The sequence below is a fragment of the Fictibacillus sp. EA-CB0309 genome, from assembly GCF_055814265.1.
Genome location: NZ_CP169271.1, coordinates 2385724 through 2403110, shown reverse-complemented (window position 1 = coordinate 2403110; position 17387 = coordinate 2385724). Strand labels below are relative to the sequence as shown.

Genomic DNA, 17387 nt, shown 5'->3' with positions numbered 1-17387 from the left:
TTTTATGGAAAAAGAAAGAGGCATTCTGTTTGTACTTTCCGGTCCGTCGGGTGTTGGAAAAGGAACTGTTTGTAAAGCGCTGCGTGAACAAAAGCTGGACATTCAATACTCCGTTTCAGCAACGACTAGAAAGCCGCGTGAAGGCGAACGGCATGGGGTAGAATACTTCTTTAAATCAAAAGAAGAGTTCCTAAACATGATTGAAAATAAAGAGCTGCTCGAGTGGGCAGAATATGTTGGCAACTATTATGGTACGCCGATTGAATATGTGAACCAAACGCTTGATGAAGGTAAGGATGTTATATTAGAGATTGAAGTTCAAGGTGCACTTCAAGTTAAAAACATTTTTCCGGAAGGTGTGTTTATCTTTTTAACACCTCCAAGTCTGGATGAATTAAGAAGTCGTATTGTTGGTCGCGGCACAGAAACAGAAGATCTGATCAACAATCGTATGTCTGTTGCCAAAGAAGAAATAGAACTCATGAGACACTATGATTATTCAGTAGTGAATGATGAGATCGAATCTGCTTGTAATCGAATTAAAGCCATCATTACGACTGAACATTGCCGAGTGGACAGAGTTCGTCCAAAATACGAAAAAATTTTAGGAGCTGACCAATAATGCTATATCCATCCATCGACTCTCTTATGGAAAAAATAGATTCAAAATATTCCCTAGTAACTCTTAGCTCTAAGCGTGCTAGAGAAATCCAACAGTATGACAACCAGCAGATCGCAAAACCGGTATCATACAAATTTGTTGGAAAAGCACTTGAGGAAATTCAGTCTGGCGTATTAAAAAAAGTCGGAGAAACACCTGAAGATTAATAGAACATCGAAAAAATATACAACCTTGACAAAAGGTTGTTATTTTTTTGTTTATAACATGTTTCATTAAATTTTTTTATTACATAGTAATGCTGTAAAATAGATTTGGAATGTATAAGACAAGAGCGGCGGAAGGGGTTTATTATGGAAAAGAAAAAATATTGCTTGCCGTATCAGGCGGAATTGCTGCATATAAGGCAGCAACTGTTGCAAGCAGATTATATCAAAGCGGATATGAAGTAAAAGTAATCTTGACTCAATCTGCGCAAAAATTCATTACACCACTTACCTTTCAAACGCTGACACGGCAAGAAGTTTATACAGATACGTTTGAAGAAAAAGAACCTGCTGTTGTAAGCCATATTGATCTTGCAGATTGGGCTGATCTTGTTATGATTGCTCCTGCAACGGCAAACGTTATTGGAAAACTCGCAAACGGCATCGCTGATGATATGCTTACAACCACTCTACTCGCTACAAAAGCAGACGTACTGATCGCACCTGCCATGAATGTGAACATGTTTAATCACCCAGCAGTAAAGAGAAACATGGAGACTCTCTCCACGTTCGGCTGGCGGTTTATTGAACCGAACGAAGGACTTCTTGCATGCGGGTGGATTGGAAAAGGAAGACTTGCAGAACCTGAAGAATTGATAGAATCCGTTCATACTTATTTTAATGAAAAGAAAGTGGAGAATGAATCACCTTTAAAAGGTAAGAAAGTGCTTGTAACGGCTGGACCAACAAGAGAAGAGCTTGATCCCGTTCGTTATTTCACAAACCATTCGTCAGGTAAAATGGGCTACGCTATTGCGGGGGCTGCTAAAGAATTAGGTGCTGATGTGACACTCGTAACAGGACCTACATCGCTTCCTGTTCCTGAAGGGATAACGGTTGAAAAGGTGACTTCGGCAAAAGAGATGTTCCATGCTACGCTTTCGCGTTTCAGTGAGCAAGATGTGGTGATCAAATGTGCAGCAGTCGCTGACTATACGCCGATTACCGTTCATTCGAATAAATTTAAGAAAAAGAACGAAACGTGGACGATCGAGCTGAAAAAAACGGATGATATTTTACAAGCGTTAGGCGAGAGGAAAGAACATCAAATATTAGTTGGTTTTGCTGCAGAAACAGAAAATCTTGAAAACTATGCAAAAGACAAGCTCACAAGAAAGAACTTGGATATGGTTGTCGGAAATGATGTTTCTAAAGAGGGATCGGGTTTTGGCAGTGATACGAATGAAATTATGATGATTAAGAAGGATGGTTCCATGAAAACTCTTCCGATCCTTTCAAAAGAAAAAGCAGCAAGAGAAATTTTTGAAGAAGTAATGGAATTGATGAATCGATGATCGCAGCAGTTGTGGTAGACGTTCCATCAGGCAGTGTGAATAAAACCTTTGACTACAAGGTTCCTTCTGAATGGGAGACTTGGGCAGAACCCGGAATGAGGGTTATCGTACCGTTTGGACCAAGAAAACTTCAAGGGTTCATTCTGGAGATAAAATCGTCATCATCTGTAAAAGGAATGAAAAACATCTCTGAAATCATTGATCCGCTTCCTGTTCTAACTTCAGAACTGATCAAGCTTGGCAGGTGGCTTGCTGAAAATACGCTAAGTTTTTATATTACGGCCTATCAAGCTATGCTGCCTGCTGCCATGAAAGCAACGTATGAGAAAAGTTTTCATGTGTTACAATCGGAAAAGTTACCAGACTCAATCGTACCTCTTCTTTCAGCAAACAATGAAATCAATGTTAGTGATATAACAAAAGAATATCCACATTTGTTACAAACAATGCAGACTCTCGCAAAAGAGGGAGTACTTGATGTTGTATATAAAGTGAAGAACAAGGCAAATAAAAAGAAAGTAAAATTTGTTTCGATGGCTGACAAGTCATCAGCAGAAGATACGCTGAAACAAAACCAAAAGAAAGCGGAAAAGCAAAAAGCGTTACTTACTGAACTGCTCAATAGACCACCTGGAGAGTATCTTCTGCAGGAAATTTTAGTAGAAACAGGAGCATCCCTTTCAACTGCTCAAACTCTTTTTAAAAAAGGAATTATTTCTATAGAAGAAAAAGAGGTTTATAGAGATCCGTATCAAGGTCGAACCATGAAACGAACCCAGCCCCTTACTCTAACGGAAAATCAAGAAAATGCCATAAAGCCGATTCTTGATTCTATCGAAAACAATGAACACGAAACTGTGCTTCTGCATGGTGTTACCGGAAGCGGGAAAACAGAGGTCTATTTACAGTCCATACAGTCCGTTCTCGATAAAGGAAAAGAAGCGATTGTACTCGTACCTGAGATCTCACTAACACCACAGATGGTAAACCGTTTTAAAGGACGATTCGGAAGTGCAGTCGCTGTGCTGCACAGCGGGTTATCCATCGGTGAAAAATATGATGAATGGCGTAAAATTCTACGAAAAGAAGTATCTGTCGTTGTTGGAGCGCGTTCTGCTATTTTCGCACCTTTTCAAAATCTAGGTATCGTGATCATAGATGAAGAACATGAAACAAGCTATAAACAAGAGGATCATCCTCGCTATCATGCGCGGGACGTAGCGATTTGGAGAGGAAGTTTCACTCATGTCCGATTGTACTCGGAAGTGCGACCCCAGCATTAGAAACGTATGCTAGAGCACAAAAGGGCCGCTATCAGTTGGCTGAACTCGCTAATCGTGTACATTCCAATCCGATGCCTGAAGTGACGATTGTTGATATGAGGGAAGAACTGAAGAATGGAAATCGCTCGATGTTTTCCCTTCCATTGATGGAAAAGTTAAAAACCGGTATTGAAAAAGGCGAACAATCCGTATTGTTTCTTAATCGCCGAGGATATGCTTCTTTCATACTGTGCAGAGATTGCGGGTATGTAGCACAGTGTCCGCATTGTGATATTTCATTAACCTATCATAAGAGATTCGGTGAATTAAAATGCCACTATTGCGGCTATAAAGAGAGTACACCGTCAGTTTGTCCTACCTGTACATCTGAGCATATTCGCTTTTTCGGAACAGGAACGCAAAAAGTAGAAGAAGAACTCGCTAAAGTACTACCTGAAGCCCGTGTCATCCGGATGGATGTTGATACGACTTCAAAAAAGGAAGCCATGAAAAGTTATTAACCGCTTTTGAAAATGGTGAAGCCGATATTCTTCTTGGTACTCAGATGATCGCAAAAGGACTCGATTTTCCTAAAGTAACTCTAGTTGGTGTACTTGCCGCTGACACGATGCTGCATTTGCCTGATTTCAGAGCTTCTGAAAAAACGTTTCAGCTTCTCACACAAGTAAGTGGACGTGCAGGCAGACATGAGCTAGAAGGTAAAGTAATCGTACAGGGCTATGATACACAGCATTACAGCATTCAACTTGCATCAAAGCATGATTACCACACCTTTTATAATCAAGAGATGCAAACGAGAAAACTGCATCAATACCCTCCGTTTTATTATTTAGGTTTATTGACGTTTAGTCATTTGGATCTTATGCAAGTCGTTGAAGCTAGTGAAAAAGCGGCGAGTTATCTACAAAAACGGTTATCACCTGACAGTTTGTTATTAGGTCCCGTAACATCACCTATCGCGCGTGTGAAGGATAGATATCGCTATCAGGTCATGATAAAATACAAAAATGAGCCGGAGCTTAGAAACTGGTTTGAAGAAATTATTGCTCATTTTCAAAAAGACAAAGATATTAAAGATTTGCAAATAACGGGAGATTTAAACAACCAAACACTTATGTAGCCAGTTAAGGAGATAATCATGACAATTCGTAAAATCGTTGAACATCCAGACCCAGTTTTAGAAACTGAATGTAAGATCGTTAACACGTTTGATAAAAATTTAAAGAAGTTAGTTCAAGATATGTTTGATACGATGTATGATGCTGAAGGTGTTGGACTTGCTGCACCGCAAATTGGCATCGCAGAGAGAATAGCTGTAGTAGATGTTGGTGATGAAAAAGGACAGATCGTTCTGATCAACCCTGTCGTAAAGAAAACATCAGGCAGCCAAACAGGTCCTGAAGGCTGCTTAAGCTTCCGGGTCTTTTTGGTGAAGTTGAACGTCCATTTGAAGTTACGGTATCGGCGCAAGATGAAAACGGAAAAGAATTTACAATCAAAGCTAATGATTTTCTTGCTCGTGCTATTCTTCATGAAATTGATCATCTTCATGGCATATTATTCACCTCTAAAGTAATCGCCTATTACGAGAATGAGGAATTGGAGGGATAGAGACATGAAGGTTTTATTTATGGGAACACCAGACTTTTCTGTACCCGTACTTCGCCAGCTGGTAGAAGATGGTTATGATGTGGTTGGAGTTGTAACTCAGCCAGACAAGCCAGTCGGGAGAAAAAAGAGATCAAGCAAACCCCTGTTAAAGAAGAAGCGATTAAACATGGAATTACCGTGTATCAACCTATTAAACTGCGTGAAGACTATGAAGAAATAATTGCTCTTAATCCTGACTTGATCGTAACAGCTGCCTACGGACAGATCCTGCCAAAAGCAATTTTAGAAACGCCAAAACATGGCTGTATTAACGTACATGCGTCATTACTTCCAAAATATCGTGGTGGTGCACCGATTCATAAGAGTATTATTGATGGAAACGACAAAACAGGTATCACCATTATGTATATGGTTGAAAAATTAGACGCAGGTGATATACTTACCCAAGTTGAAGTTCCAATCGAAGAAAAGGATCATGTTGGTTCTATGCATGATAAATTAAGCGCTGCTGGAGCTAAATTATTGTCAGAAACGATTCCGCTCCTTGTAGGAGGAAAGCTTACACCGATAAAACAAGTTGATGAAGAAGTATCATTTGCTTGGAATATTACTCGTGAGCAGGAAAAAATTGATTGGACATTAACAGGTGAACAAATATATAACCATATTCGCGGACTTCATCCGTGGCCGGTTGCATACACATTTTTAAACGGTCAGCCTCTAAAAGTGTGGTGGGGTGAAAAGCTAGAAACGTCATCAGATGCAGAGCCTGGAACCGTAATAGGAGTTCAAGACAACGGTCTGCAGGTTGCGACAGGAAATAAGACTAGTATCATTATTACAGACTTGCAGCTCTCTGGTAAAAAGAGAATGTTAGCAAGTGATTATCTTAAAGGAGCAAGCATTGCAAAAGGCTTGAAATTAGGTGAGTAGAGTTGGAAAACAACATTCGGGCGATCGCCCTGGACGTTTTACTTAAAATAGAACAAAATCAGGCATACAGCAATTTGCAGCTAAACCAAACACTGCAAAACACATCCATAAAAAGTGTGGATAAAGGCCTGTTAACAAACATCGTTTATGGAACAATTCAACGTAAAAATACAATCGATTTCTATTTAGAACAATTACTGAACAAACCCATTAAGAAAAAGGATCGTTGGGTATTAACCCTATTAAGGCTATCTATTTTTCAGATGCTCTATTTAGATCGTGTTCCAGATCACGCCATTATTCATGAAGCTGTAGAAATTACGAAACAACGAGGCAATCAAGGGTTAGCAGGACTCGTAAACGGTATTTTGCGTAAATTGCAGCGAGAAGGCACGTCGGCAATGGATAAAAAAGCAGGTGAAGGCTCTGAAAAAGAAGCGCTCGCATACAGCATGCCTCAATGGCTTTACGACCGTTGGAGCGAACAGTTCGGGCAAGAAGATGCTAAGAATATGGCAGAATCAAACCTGCTTGCTTCACCCGTGACAGCAAGAGTGAACGTGAATAAAACAAAGAGAGAAGACGTGCTGCAGCTTCTTCGGGAAGAAGGAATTTTGGCTGAAGAAGGAGAATTGTCTCCTGAGGGAATCATAATCAAGGAAGGCTATCTGCCAGGAACTAGCGTGTACAAAAATGGTCTGGTAACCATACAAGATGAAAGCTCCATGCTTGTCGCTCGAGCGGTTGCCCCAGTTCCCGGTGAAAACGTACTAGATACGTGTGCTGCACCTGGCGGGAAATCAACACATATGGCCGAAATGATGCAAGGAGAAGGAAATGTTGTGTCACTTGATCTTCATGCACACAAAATTGACTTGATTAAGAAACAAGCTGAACGTCTTGGTCTTGAAAATATTGAAGCATCGGTATTGGATGCTCGTAAAGTTTCCGAGAAGTTTCCATCTGCAACTTTTGATAGAGTGCTTGTAGATGCACCTTGCAGCGGATTTGGTGTAATACGCAAAAAACCAGATTTAAAATGGTCAAAAACAGAAGAAGATGTAATGAGATTGAACACGATTCAAAAGGATATATTACATTCAGCCTCTAATATGGTTAAAGAGGACGGATTACTGGTTTACAGTACATGTACGGTAGATAAGGATGAAAACGATAGAGTTGCGGATTGGTTTTTATCGAACCACCCACAATTCGAATGGGATCCTCATTTTACAGAAAAAATGCCAGAAACCGTGAAATCCTATATAATGGATGGAAGATCAGACCTTCAGATCATGCCTCACTATTTTAATAGTGATGGTTTCTATATAGCAGCTTACAGAAAAAAGACAACAGGTGGTGAGAAACATGCTTAAACCTTTAACAGAGAAACAAACAAAACCGAATATTAAGCCTTCTATCTTTTCAGTAGAGCTTCATGAGCTTGAAGCATGGCTGACAGATATTAGAGAACCTAAGTTCAGAGGGAAGCAAATCTTTGAATGGCTTTATAAAAAACGTGTGTCTTCTTTTGAGGAAATGACAAACCTTCCTCTAGGTTTGCGTGAAAAACTTGAAAAAGACTATTATATAAAACCTCTCAAAGAAGTCGTACGTCAAGAATCATCTGACGGAACAATTAAATTCTTATTTGAGCTGCAAGACGGCTATTCTATTGAGACTGTTCTGATGAGACACGAATACGGAAACAGCATTTGTGTAACAACACAAGTAGGCTGCCGTCTTGGGTGTACATTCTGTGCATCCACATTAGGCGGATTAAAACGAAATCTTCAAGCTGGTGAAATTGTTGCGCAAGTTCTTCAAGTTCAACGAGCTTTGGATGAAACAGAAGAAAGAGTAAGTTCTGTTGTTGTAATGGGAATTGGAGAACCATTTGACAACTACGAAGGACTTATGTCGTTCTTGAAAATTATCAATCATGATCAAGGATTAAACATTGGTGCGCGACACATCACGATCTCAACAAGTGGTGTTGTACCTTACATCTACAAGTTTGCTGATGAAGGCATGCAGATTAACTTTGCGATTTCACTTCATGCGCCAAACACAGAAACAAGAAGTCGTTTAATGCCTGTAAACAGAATGTATCCGTTAAACGAATTGATGGACTCTATTCGTTATTACATCAAGAAAACAGGCCGCCGGGTTACGTTTGAATATGGTTTGTTTGGAAAAGTTAACGATTCAGTTGATCATGCTAATGAGTTGGCTGATTTGATTAAAGATATCAAGTGTCACGTAAACTTGATTCCAGTAAACTATGTACCTGAAAGAGATTATGTACGAACACCGAAAACACAAATATTTAAGTTCTTAGAGACGTTAACCTCAAGAGGCATCAATGCCACCATCAGAAGAGAACAAGGACATGACATTGACGCAGCATGTGGTCAGCTGCGTGCAAAGGAACGTAAAGAAGAGACGAGGTGACGGGGAAATGCAAATTGCCTTTCAGACAGACGTTGGAATGGTAAGGAAGCATAATGAAGACAGCGGGGAAGTGTTCACAAAGGGTGAGCACTTTCTTGCAGTTATCGCTGATGGTATGGGCGGACATAAAGCTGGGGATATAGCGAGCCAAGAAGCCCTTAATGTAATAAAAGAAGCATGGGATCAGTTTGAGGAAAACATGGTTAACATAAAAGACTGGATCCAGAATGTTCTAAAAGATGCAAATAAGCATATCTTTGATTTTTCTCAAGAAAACCCTGAAACGAGAGGGATGGGAACTACTATTGTTACAGCACTTGGCACGAACAGTGAGATTACGGTTGCACATATTGGAGATAGCCGTTGTTATCTGTATTCAAATGGTGAGCTCAAAAGAGTAACTGATGATCACTCACTCGTTCAAGAATTGGTCAAATCTGGACAGATCACAGAGGATGAAGCCGAGATCCACCCGAGAAGAAACATGATTATGAAAGCTGTGGGTACTGATGAGACGGTAGAAGCAGAAGTGAATCATATTATATGGAACAAAGGGGATTATCTGCTTCTTTGTTCAGATGGGCTATCCGATAAAGTGTCATTTAAACGGATTCAGGAAGTTTTAGACAACACTGATGAAACCGTAGCTGAAAAGGTAGAAAAATTAATCACGTGGGCAAAAGAGGCCGGTGGAGAAGATAACATTACTGCTATCCTTATACAGAACAGTTCTGACACAGAAACAAAAGGGGAAGCAATAACATGATTGGAAAAAGAGTCAGTGGCCGCTACAAGCTTTTAGAAGTCATTGGTGACGGCGGAATGGCCATCGTTTATCGAGCAAAAGATTTAATTCTCGACAGGGATGTAGCAGTAAAAGTTCTTCGTTCAGAGTTTAATAAAGACGAAGATTTTATCAGACGATTTAAACGGGAAGCTGAATCAGCTACGAGTCTTGACCACCCGAACATTGTAAGTATTTATGATGTTGGAGAAGATGAAGAAATCTATTTCATTGTTATGGAATACGTGAAAGGTAAAACACTTAAACAATACATAAAAGAGCAGGGAAAGATATCTGTAGAAGAATCTCTGCACATCATGAAACAGATCGTTTCTGGAATGGCTGTCGCACATGAGCATGGCATCATACATCGAGATATAAAGCCGCACAATATTTTAATAACGGAAAACGGCACGGCAAAGTTAACTGATTTTGGGATTGCATTAGCCATTACATCAGCAACAATTACACATACGAACTCTATTCTCGGATCCGTTCATTACTTTTCTCCTGAGCAGGCTAGAGGGGGCATCGCAAACGCAAAATCGGATATCTATTCATTCGGGGCTGTTCTCTATGAAATGGTAACAGGCAGGGTGCCGTTCGTTGGGGATTCACCTGTTTCAGTTGCTTTAAAGCATCTTCAAGAGAATGTGATCGAACCGAGAAGATTAAATCCTGAAATTCCACAAAGCGTTGAAAATATCGTTTTAAAGTCACTCGCTAAAAATCCGTTAAGAAGATATGACAGTGCTGAAGAACTGCTAAGAGATATGAACACGGCATTAGACCCTGACAGGATGTATGAACAAAAGTGGAATGAAGAAAGTGAAGAAGATGAAAAAACAAAGTACATTCCTCCTATCGTTCCGCCAATTGAAACACAAGAAATGAACACCAGTGTAAAAGAAGAAGAGGTAAAGCCAGAAAAATCCAAGAAAAAAGAAACTGGTGGCTTATCGTATTAATTTCACTTCTATTGCTAGGTGGAGCCGGAATTGCGGCATTCACGATGATGCCTTCCATTTTTTACGTTGAAGAAGTGAGCGTTCCTGACTTAGCCGGAGAAGAATATGTAGATGCGTTTGATAAGCTAAGAGCAGAAGGACTTGAAGTGAAACGTGAGGAAGTATTTGATCCTGAAATTGAAGAAGGGCATGTTGTGAGACAAGATCCTTCACCTGGTACAAAAGTAAAGCAGCAAGCAATCGTTACGCTGTATGTATCAAAAGGCCCTGAAAAGGAAAATATGCCTGATGTAGAAGGATATAATATTGATGATGCTAAAGAACTTTTAAATGATAATGGCTTTACAAAAATCAATATTAATTACGAAGAATCAGATACAGAACTTGAAGGGACAGTACTCACTCAAAGTCCTGACAGAGATGAAAAGGTAACACCTGCAGAAACAACTGTAACTCTAACTGTGAGTTCAGGAACTCCTACCGTTCAAGTAGAGAACTTGATCGGAGCAACAGAGCAAGATGTTAAGACTTTTGCTGACAATGCCGGTTTAACAGTTGAGTTTTCAAGTGAGTTTTCTGATACGGTTGAAAAAGGGAAAGTAATCTCACAGAATCCTTCTCCTTTTACTCAAGTAGAAAAAGGCGCGACCATTTCCGTTGTCTTATCAGATGGTCCTGAGGAAACAGAAGAGGAGCCGCCTTCTGAAGATGACCAACCCGCAGGAGACCGCTCCGTGACGAAAGATATTGAAGTAAAGCTGGATAAAAAGGATAGAAGTCAGCCAGTTACTGTAAAGATTGTTTATTCGGATAAAAACGCTTCTAATGAAGTTTTTGTAGAAGAACAAATTACAGACAAAAAGAAATATCAGCTGCCTCTAACGATTGCTGAAGGGGTTCTGCTTCTTATGTTGTGTATGTTAACGGAAAAGAAGAGAAAGCTGAGACCATAAATTATGATGATGTTAAAAGTGCCAATGGACAAATGGAAGATGAGGAAGGGGACGATGGTGATTAAGCATGCCTGAAGGAAGAATTGTTAAAGCCCTCGCTGGTTTTTATTACGTTAAGGAAAATGGGAAGTCAGAAGTTTTCCAATGTAGAGGTGAGGAAACTTTCGCAAAAAGAAAGTGAACCCGTTGGTCGGTGATTGGGTTGAGTATGAATCAACCAACATTACAGATGGATACATTCTCGATGTGAAAGAACGTAAAAATGAACTAGTCCGTCCGCCAATTGCTAACGTAGACCAAGCCATCCTTGTTTTTTCAGCAACGGAGCCAGATTTTAGTACGCTTTTATTAGACCGTTTCCTTGTTCATATTGAAGCGAATGATATTCTGCCTGTGATCTGTATCTCAAAAATGGACCTTGTTCAACAACCAGAAGAAATGGATGAGATTCAGAAATATATTGAAATCTACAAACAATTAGGATATGAAGTAATTCCGACCTCAACGAAAACCGATGATAGCTTAGATTTGTTTTATCCCTTGTTCAAAGACAAAGTAACGGTCTTTGCTGGTCAGTCTGGTGTGGGTAAATCATCTTTATTAAATGCTATAAATCCTGAATTAATGCTTGAAACGAATGAGATTTCAACCCATTTAGGCAGAGGGAAGCATACGACACGGCATGTAGAATTAATTTTGTTTGGCAACGGATTAGTTGCAGATACACCGGGTTTTAGTTCACTTGATTTTATGAATATCGAAGCTGATGATTTGTCGATGTACTTTCCAGAGATGAATGAACTGCGCGGTGACTGTAAATTTAGAGGATGTTCGCATACGTCCGAACCGAAATGTGCCGTAAAAAAGGTGTTGAAGACGGAGTTGTTCCAGAGTTCCGCTACGACCATTACGTAAGTTTTTTACAAGAAATAAAAGATCAAAAACGGAGGTACTAATGATTAAAATAGCTCCTTCCATTCTTTCTGCTGACTTTTCGAAGTTAGGCGAAGATATTAAAGCTGTAGAAGAAGCTGGTGCGGATTACATTCATGTTGACGTTATGGACGGTCATTTCGTTCCGAATATTACGATCGGACCGCTTGTCGTTCAAGCCATTCGCCCAGTTACTAAACTCCCTTTAGATGTACATTTAATGATTGAAAATCCTGATCGATACATTGAAGAATTTGCAAAAGCAGGTGCGGATATTATTTCTGTTCATGTAGAAGCGTCACCGCATCTACATCGAACGGTTCAACTCATTAAACAACAAGGTGTAAAAGCAGGTGTGGTTCTTAATCCAGCTACTCCAGTCGAATCCATCAGACACATATTACAAGATGTTGACCTTGTGTTATTAATGACCGTTAATCCTGGTTTTGGTGGTCAAGCTTTCATTGAGAGCGTAGTGCCCAAAATCAAAGAAGTGTCAGATTTAGTAAAAACACAAGGATTGAATGTTGAAATTGAAGTGGACGGTGGAGTTAATCCTGAAACGGCTCGTCTTTGTGTTGAGGCTGGTGCTAATGTATTAGTATCCGGTTCTGCCATTTACGGAAAAAAGATTTAAAGGATGCAATTCGATCCATCCGTGGTGTATAATTGTACCGAATAATAAAATAAGCAACCACAGGGGGAGTCCTTTAAAGGGCTGAGAGGGGAGTGTTCTCCCGACCCTTTGAACCTGAAGCTGGATCATACCTGCGTAGGGATGTGGAGTCGTATGACTTTTTGTATTCAATTATGATGGATCCTAAAGCAACCGCGCTCACATGCCGGTTGCTTTTTTTATTTTTCTTTTTTGCAGTCGTTTGTCGCTTATGGGTTTTGCTGAAGCTTTGGCGCTTTTTGAAAGTTGTTGATTTCCGTTATAGGTGCTTCGCTTTCCGCGGGGCATGCGGTGAGCCACATTCGTACGTTTCACTCTTAAGTGTCTCACCTGCCCGCCTGTCCCGCAGGAGTCTCGCAACCTTTCACTCCAATCAACTTCAAAGGTGGTAAGGTAAAAAGATTTTTTAGGTTTGGCACGTACTTTAGCTTCAAATAACTTGCAAATTAGAAATAAATAATAGGAGGATAAAAATGAAAAACAACAACATTTCATTATTAACAGAAATAGCGATTATGTCTGCTCTATCATTGATCTTAGGCATGATTAAATTTGCTGGACCTTGGCCGCAAGGTGGGTCTGTATCTCTTGAGATGGTTCCGATTTTCTTGATGGCTTTTAGAAGAGGATTTAAAGCAGGTGTATTTACTGGATTAGCGGTAGGACTTCTTCAGCTTCTTGTTAACCCTTATGTTATACACCCAGCACAGATGATTCTAGACTATCCGTTAGCGTTTGCTTTAGCGGGTGTTGCAGGTGCGTTTGCGCCGTCATTGGCACAAAATAAATCAAAAAGAACGTTCCTAATGGTTACAGGTATCTTTGTCGGCTGTTTATTAAGAACAATCTCGCACGTTTTATCAGGAGTTATCTTCTTTAGTGATCTAGCTGAAGAAATGAACATTTGGCTTTATTCATTTATGTATAATGGATCATTTATGATTGTTATTTTTGTAATTACTTCACTTGTAGTCATTCTTTTAACAAACACTGCGCCAAAATTACTACATGCTGCACGAAGCGGATACACCCGAGCGGCATGAAAATAAGAATCGTTGCAGGTGGCCCTGAATACCTGATACCAGAGCTGAATTCTTTTTATAACACTCCTGATTGCGTGTGGGTAGGTGTAGATAGGGGCACATTGTATCTGATTGAACAACATATAGAACCGCAGTACGCGTTTGGAGATTTTGATTCCGTTACAGATAATGAAAAAATTAAAATCCTGCATTCACATATAAAAGTAAATCAATATCGTTCAGAAAAAGATGCTACAGATATGGAAATCGCTTTTGAATGGGCTTTGACCCAGAATCCAGAAGAAATCCTGTTGTTCGGAGCTTCTGGAGGAAGGCTGGATCATGAGCTGATGAACATGCAGCTCTTATATAAAAGCCGGTTTAGCTCAGCTATTGTAAAATTAATTGATATAAAAAATGAAATCTCACTCCAAATGCCGGGCAGTTACAGAGTTGATCATGATGAAAAATATCGCTATATTTCCTTCCTCTCACACAGTGAAGAGGTGAGAGGAATAACATTAGAAGGTTTTAAATATCCTTTAAAACGTGCCGTTTTAAAAGCTGGATCGTCATTATGCATCTCAAATGAGCTTGTAAATAAAAGTGGTACTTATTCTTTCGACTCCGGCATAATATTGATGGTAAAGAGCCGTGATTAAAAAAATTACGGAATACAGGCCCCAAAGCACCTTTTTATAAAAAGGGGAATAAAGTATTTTATTGTTTAGCTCTTATCATTTTTTATGGGCCTGGAGGAGGGGTAAGATGAAATTTTATACCATTAAACTTCCTAGATTCTTAGGGGGATTCGTACGTGCCATCTTAGGTTCTTTTAAAAAAGGGTAATAAACAAAAAAAGCGCCAAGTGCGCTTTTTTTGTTTGTGTCCATATACTGCTGCTGGAAATGGTTACTGTCCGCTTTAGCAAAAATACTGTCCACTTTTTATTATTTACTGTCCGCTTCAGTGAAAATACTGTCCACTTTTCATGAATTACTGTCCACTTCAACGAAAATACTGTCCACTTCACTCGTTCTACTACAAATAAAAAAACAGCAGCGGTAGCTGCTGTTTTTTATTAAACGCGTTCTACTTTACCTGATTTAAGAGCACGAGCAGAAACGTATACGCGCTTAGGCTTTCCGTCCACAAGAATACGAACCTTTTGGACATTAGCTCCCCAGCTTTTCTTTGATTTGTTCATTGCGTGAGAACGCTTGTTACCAGTTTTAGGTCCTTTTCCAGTAATAAAACATTTACGAGCCATAGTAGGTGAACCTCCTTTACAGCAAAAAAGCTTTGCATCAATTCAATCGTATGTTAAATACTAAATAATATTAGCATGACTTCAGAAGCAATGCAACATATTCGTGAAAGGTTTTCAAGTAAATTTCCTTGACAATACTATTTACATAGTGTGAAATGTAGTAGTCCTTTCAAAAAAGACTAATGTATAGTAAAATATTTGTTAGCCATTTAACAATTTAAAGGGGGATGTAAGCATGTCAATTGAAATGAAAACAACCTATGGTCAAATTGATATTTCTAATGAAGTGATTGCCACTATCGCTGGTGGAGCCGCAATCGATTGTTACGGAATTGTTGGCATGGCATCAAGAAAGCAATTAAAGGATGGAATAACTGAACTTTTAGGACGTGAAAATTTCTCCCGAGGGATCGTTGTTCGCCAAGAGGAAGATGAAGTACATATCGACATGTATATCATCGTAAGTTACGGAACAAAGATTTCTGAAGTGGCTCATAACGTTCAGAACAAAGTGAAATATACCCTGGATCAAATGCTTGGTTTGGCGGTTGACTCAGTGAATATCTATGTTCAGGGTGTCAGGGTGACAACCCCTTAGTTAGGAGGAAGTTTTGTGTCTTTAAAAGTATTAGACGGAAAAAAGTTTTCGAAAATGGTGCTCGAGGGCGCTTCAAACTTATCAAGAAACGCAGCAATGGTCGATGCACTTAATGTATTTCCTGTCCCAGACGGTGATACAGGAACAAACATGAACTTAACGATTACTTCTGGTGCAAAAGAAGTAGAAAAAACACTTCTAGTCAAATTGGAGCCGTAGCAAGTGCATTTGCAAAAGGGTTATTAATGGGAGCACGAGGAAACTCCGGAGTTATCCTTTCACAGCTATTTAGAGGCTTCTCTAAATCAATTGAAGGAAAAGACTCTATCACGGCTGCTGAATTCGCTAATGCATTTGATAAAGGTGTAGAAACGGCTTATAAAGCCGTTATGAAACCGGTAGAGGGTACTATTTTAACTGTAGCGAAAGATGCAGCTAAAAAAGCAGTTAAAGAAGCTAAAAAATCAGATGACATCCTACACATTATGAAAGAACTTGTAAAAGAGTCTAAGGCTTCCTTAAATAGAACACCAGATCTTCTGCCTGTTTTAAAGGAAGTAGGCGTTGTAGACTCAGGTGGCCAAGGGCTAGTTACGGTTTATGAAGGATTTTTAGCAGTGCTTGAAGGGAAAGAACTTCCAAAAGTCTCTGTGAACGCTCCTTCTATGGGTGAACTTGTTAACGCTGAGCACCATAAAGCGCAGATCCACATGAAAACGGAAGATATTCATTTCGGATATTGCACTGAATTCATGGTGAGATTTGAAGACCAGAAAATTAAAAAGAATCCGTTCGATGAAATTAACTTTCGTAATGAGTTAAGTGAGCATGGTGATTCTCTTTTAGTGGTTGCAGACGATGACGTAGTCAAGGTTCACATTCATACTGAACAGCCAGGTAACATGCTGACTCTAGCACACCGTTATGGCAGTTTGATCAACATTAAGATCGAAAACATGCGTGAACAGCATTCAGCGATCTTAGAGAGCGAAAATGAAGTGGTTCCTTCCTATTCACAACCCGTTTCTGAGAAGAAGAAGGAATATGGCATTGTAACGGTTGCGATGGGTGAAGGGATCGAAGAGATGTTTTCATCTATGGGAGCATCTGTGATTCAAGGTGGACAAACCATGAATCCAAGTACAGAGGATATTGTTAAAGCCATTTCTGAGGTGAATGCAGAAAAGGTATTTATCTTGCCTAATAATAGCAACATTATTATGGCATCGGAACAAGCTGCAAGTGTTGTTGAACAAGAAGTGGCTATTATCCGTACCAAAACAGTACCACAAGGGATCGCTTCCATCCTAGCTTTCAATCCTTCTGCTGATATGAAGGAAAATGAAAAGAAGATGAACGAAGCAATCACTTCTGTAAAGTCTGGCCAAGTTACTTATGCGGTTAGAGATACTTCGATTGATGGTGTTGAAATTGCAAAAGGTGATTTCATGGGAATCTCTGAAGGCAAAATCATCACTTCAAAGACTGACAAACAAGAAGTGACGAAAGAACTTTTAACGAAAATGTTAGATGAAGATTCCGAAATCGTAACGATTATTTACGGTGAAGATAGTTCAGAACAAGAAGCACAGGAACTTGCTGATTTTATTGAAGAAAAGTTCCCTGATGCAGAAGCTGAAATCCACAACGGAAAACAGCCGATCTATTCATTCATTTTGTCAGTTGAGTAAAAAATGAAAAGTATTCTCTCTTAAACTTAAA

At 39.6% G+C, this 17387-nt stretch carries 15 protein-coding genes, 6 pseudogenes and 1 riboswitch; of the genes and pseudogenes, 19 read left to right on the top strand and 2 right to left on the bottom strand.

The window, feature by feature from the left end; genetic code table 11:
- The first annotated feature begins 4 nt into the window (after positions 1–4).
- The 14 genes and pseudogenes from gmk (at position 5) to rpe (ending at position 12768) form a co-directional block, all read left to right on the top strand.
- Positions 5–622 carry a guanylate kinase gene (gene gmk, locus ACEWFH_RS13325; protein ID WP_473724396.1) on the top strand — a complete coding sequence of 206 codons (618 nt, stop codon included), beginning with the start codon at positions 5–7 and terminating at the stop codon, positions 620–622.
- Positions 622–828, top strand: coding sequence for a DNA-directed RNA polymerase subunit omega (gene rpoZ, locus ACEWFH_RS13320; RefSeq protein ID WP_473724395.1), 207 nt, complete (start codon positions 622–624; stop codon positions 826–828). The genes gmk and rpoZ overlap by 1 nt, the downstream gene beginning before the upstream one ends.
- A 110-nt stretch (positions 829–938) precedes the next feature.
- The gene (gene coaBC / locus ACEWFH_RS13315) at positions 939–2180 is read left to right on the top strand and encodes a bifunctional phosphopantothenoylcysteine decarboxylase/phosphopantothenate--cysteine ligase CoaBC (RefSeq protein WP_473724394.1); all 1242 of its coding nucleotides are present in this window, start codon (positions 939–941) and stop codon (positions 2178–2180) included.
- Positions 2177–4583: pseudogene (gene priA / locus ACEWFH_RS13310) on the top strand (primosomal protein N'). The gene coaBC and the pseudogene priA overlap by 4 nt, the downstream one beginning before the upstream one ends.
- Positions 4584–4601: 18 nt before the next feature.
- A pseudogene (def, locus tag ACEWFH_RS13305) lies at positions 4602–4978 on the top strand (peptide deformylase); the annotation flags it as partial.
- Positions 4979–5078: 100 nt separating this feature from the next.
- Positions 5079–6007 (top strand): annotated as a pseudogene (gene fmt / locus ACEWFH_RS13300) (methionyl-tRNA formyltransferase).
- Positions 6008–6009: 2 nt separating this feature from the next.
- A complete protein-coding gene (rsmB, locus tag ACEWFH_RS13295; protein ID WP_473724393.1) occupies positions 6010–7383 on the top strand; it encodes a 16S rRNA (cytosine(967)-C(5))-methyltransferase RsmB in 1374 nt (457 codons plus the stop codon).
- Positions 7376–8461, top strand: coding sequence for a dual-specificity RNA methyltransferase RlmN (rlmN, locus tag ACEWFH_RS13290; protein ID WP_289495742.1), 1086 nt, complete (start codon positions 7376–7378; stop codon positions 8459–8461). Before rsmB ends, rlmN begins: the two co-directional genes overlap by 8 nt.
- Before the next feature lie 7 nt (positions 8462–8468).
- A complete protein-coding gene (locus ACEWFH_RS13285; protein WP_473724392.1) occupies positions 8469–9227 on the top strand; it encodes a Stp1/IreP family PP2C-type Ser/Thr phosphatase in 759 nt (252 codons plus the stop codon).
- The gene (pknB, locus tag ACEWFH_RS13280) at positions 9224–10213 is read left to right on the top strand and encodes a Stk1 family PASTA domain-containing Ser/Thr kinase (protein ID WP_473724391.1); all 990 of its coding nucleotides are present in this window, start codon (positions 9224–9226) and stop codon (positions 10211–10213) included. The genes ACEWFH_RS13285 and pknB overlap by 4 nt, the downstream gene beginning before the upstream one ends.
- Before the next feature lie 44 nt (positions 10214–10257).
- Positions 10258–11166, top strand: coding sequence for a PASTA domain-containing protein (locus tag ACEWFH_RS13275; protein WP_473724390.1), 909 nt, complete (start codon positions 10258–10260; stop codon positions 11164–11166).
- Between the two features lie 67 nt (positions 11167–11233).
- A pseudogene (locus tag ACEWFH_RS13270) lies at positions 11234–11346 on the top strand (ribosome small subunit-dependent GTPase A); the annotation flags it as partial.
- Between the two features lie 6 nt (positions 11347–11352).
- Positions 11353–12081, top strand: coding sequence for a ribosome small subunit-dependent GTPase A (gene rsgA, locus ACEWFH_RS13265; protein ID WP_473727297.1), 729 nt, complete (start codon positions 11353–11355; stop codon positions 12079–12081).
- Positions 12082–12121: 40 nt separating this feature from the next.
- Positions 12122–12768 (top strand): annotated as a pseudogene (rpe, locus tag ACEWFH_RS13260) (ribulose-phosphate 3-epimerase).
- A gap of 20 nt (positions 12769–12788) precedes the next feature.
- Positions 12789–12895, top strand: a riboswitch (TPP riboswitch).
- A 39-nt stretch (positions 12896–12934) separates the two neighbouring features.
- Here rpe and ACEWFH_RS13255 read toward each other — a convergent pair.
- A complete protein-coding gene (locus ACEWFH_RS13255) occupies positions 12935–13135 on the bottom strand; it encodes a hypothetical protein (protein ID WP_473724389.1) in 201 nt (66 codons plus the stop codon).
- Between the two features lie 113 nt (positions 13136–13248).
- Between ACEWFH_RS13255 and thiT the strand changes: the two genes are divergently transcribed.
- From thiT to spoVM, 3 genes are all read left to right on the top strand, one after another.
- Positions 13249–13818, top strand: coding sequence for an energy-coupled thiamine transporter ThiT (gene thiT / locus ACEWFH_RS13250; RefSeq protein WP_473724388.1), 570 nt, complete (start codon positions 13249–13251; stop codon positions 13816–13818).
- Positions 13815–14459 (top strand): thiamine diphosphokinase, encoded by a 645-nt coding sequence (locus ACEWFH_RS13245; protein WP_473724387.1) that lies wholly within the window; start codon positions 13815–13817, stop codon positions 14457–14459. Before thiT ends, ACEWFH_RS13245 begins: the two co-directional genes overlap by 4 nt.
- A 106-nt stretch (positions 14460–14565) precedes the next feature.
- The gene (gene spoVM, locus ACEWFH_RS13240) at positions 14566–14646 is read left to right on the top strand and encodes a stage V sporulation protein SpoVM (RefSeq protein WP_066240671.1); all 81 of its coding nucleotides are present in this window, start codon (positions 14566–14568) and stop codon (positions 14644–14646) included.
- 232 nt (positions 14647–14878) lie between these two features.
- Here spoVM and rpmB read toward each other — a convergent pair whose 3' ends face one another.
- Positions 14879–15067: a 50S ribosomal protein L28 gene (rpmB, locus tag ACEWFH_RS13235; RefSeq protein ID WP_066240673.1), complete on the bottom strand. Its 189-nt coding sequence runs from the start codon at positions 15065–15067 to the stop codon at positions 14879–14881.
- A 235-nt stretch (positions 15068–15302) separates the two neighbouring features.
- On the opposite strand from rpmB, the gene ACEWFH_RS13230 reads away from it, so the two are divergent.
- Together ACEWFH_RS13230 and ACEWFH_RS13225 are read left to right on the top strand one after the other, a co-directional pair.
- Positions 15303–15665 carry an Asp23/Gls24 family envelope stress response protein gene (locus ACEWFH_RS13230; RefSeq protein ID WP_066240675.1) on the top strand — a complete coding sequence of 121 codons (363 nt, stop codon included), beginning with the start codon at positions 15303–15305 and terminating at the stop codon, positions 15663–15665.
- 15 nt (positions 15666–15680) lie between these two features.
- Positions 15681–17356 (top strand): annotated as a pseudogene (locus ACEWFH_RS13225) (DAK2 domain-containing protein).
- The last annotated feature ends 31 nt before the right edge of the window (positions 17357–17387 follow it).

Bases quoted from the DNA above. Each gene is read 5' to 3' on its own strand.
- gmk (WP_473724396.1), top strand. From the start codon at position 5: ATGGAAAAAGAAAGAGGCATTCTGTTTGTACTTTCCGGTCCGTCGGGT.
- rpoZ (WP_473724395.1), top strand. From the start codon at position 622: ATGCTATATCCATCCATCGACTCTCTTATGGAAAAAATAGATTCAAAA.
- coaBC (WP_473724394.1), top strand. From the start codon at position 939: ATGTATAAGACAAGAGCGGCGGAAGGGGTTTATTATGGAAAAGAAAAA.
- rlmN (WP_289495742.1), top strand. From the start codon at position 7,376: ATGCTTAAACCTTTAACAGAGAAACAAACAAAACCGAATATTAAGCCT.
- ACEWFH_RS13285 (WP_473724392.1), top strand. From the start codon at position 8,469: ATGCAAATTGCCTTTCAGACAGACGTTGGAATGGTAAGGAAGCATAAT.
- pknB (WP_473724391.1), top strand. From the start codon at position 9,224: ATGATTGGAAAAAGAGTCAGTGGCCGCTACAAGCTTTTAGAAGTCATT.
- ACEWFH_RS13275 (WP_473724390.1), top strand. From the start codon at position 10,258: ATGATGCCTTCCATTTTTTACGTTGAAGAAGTGAGCGTTCCTGACTTA.
- thiT (WP_473724388.1), top strand. From the start codon at position 13,249: ATGAAAAACAACAACATTTCATTATTAACAGAAATAGCGATTATGTCT.
- ACEWFH_RS13245 (WP_473724387.1), top strand. From the start codon at position 13,815: ATGAAAATAAGAATCGTTGCAGGTGGCCCTGAATACCTGATACCAGAG.
- spoVM (WP_066240671.1), top strand. From the start codon at position 14,566: ATGAAATTTTATACCATTAAACTTCCTAGATTCTTAGGGGGATTCGTA.
- rpmB (WP_066240673.1), bottom strand. From the start codon at position 15,067: ATGGCTCGTAAATGTTTTATTACTGGAAAAGGACCTAAAACTGGTAAC.
- ACEWFH_RS13230 (WP_066240675.1), top strand. From the start codon at position 15,303: ATGTCAATTGAAATGAAAACAACCTATGGTCAAATTGATATTTCTAAT.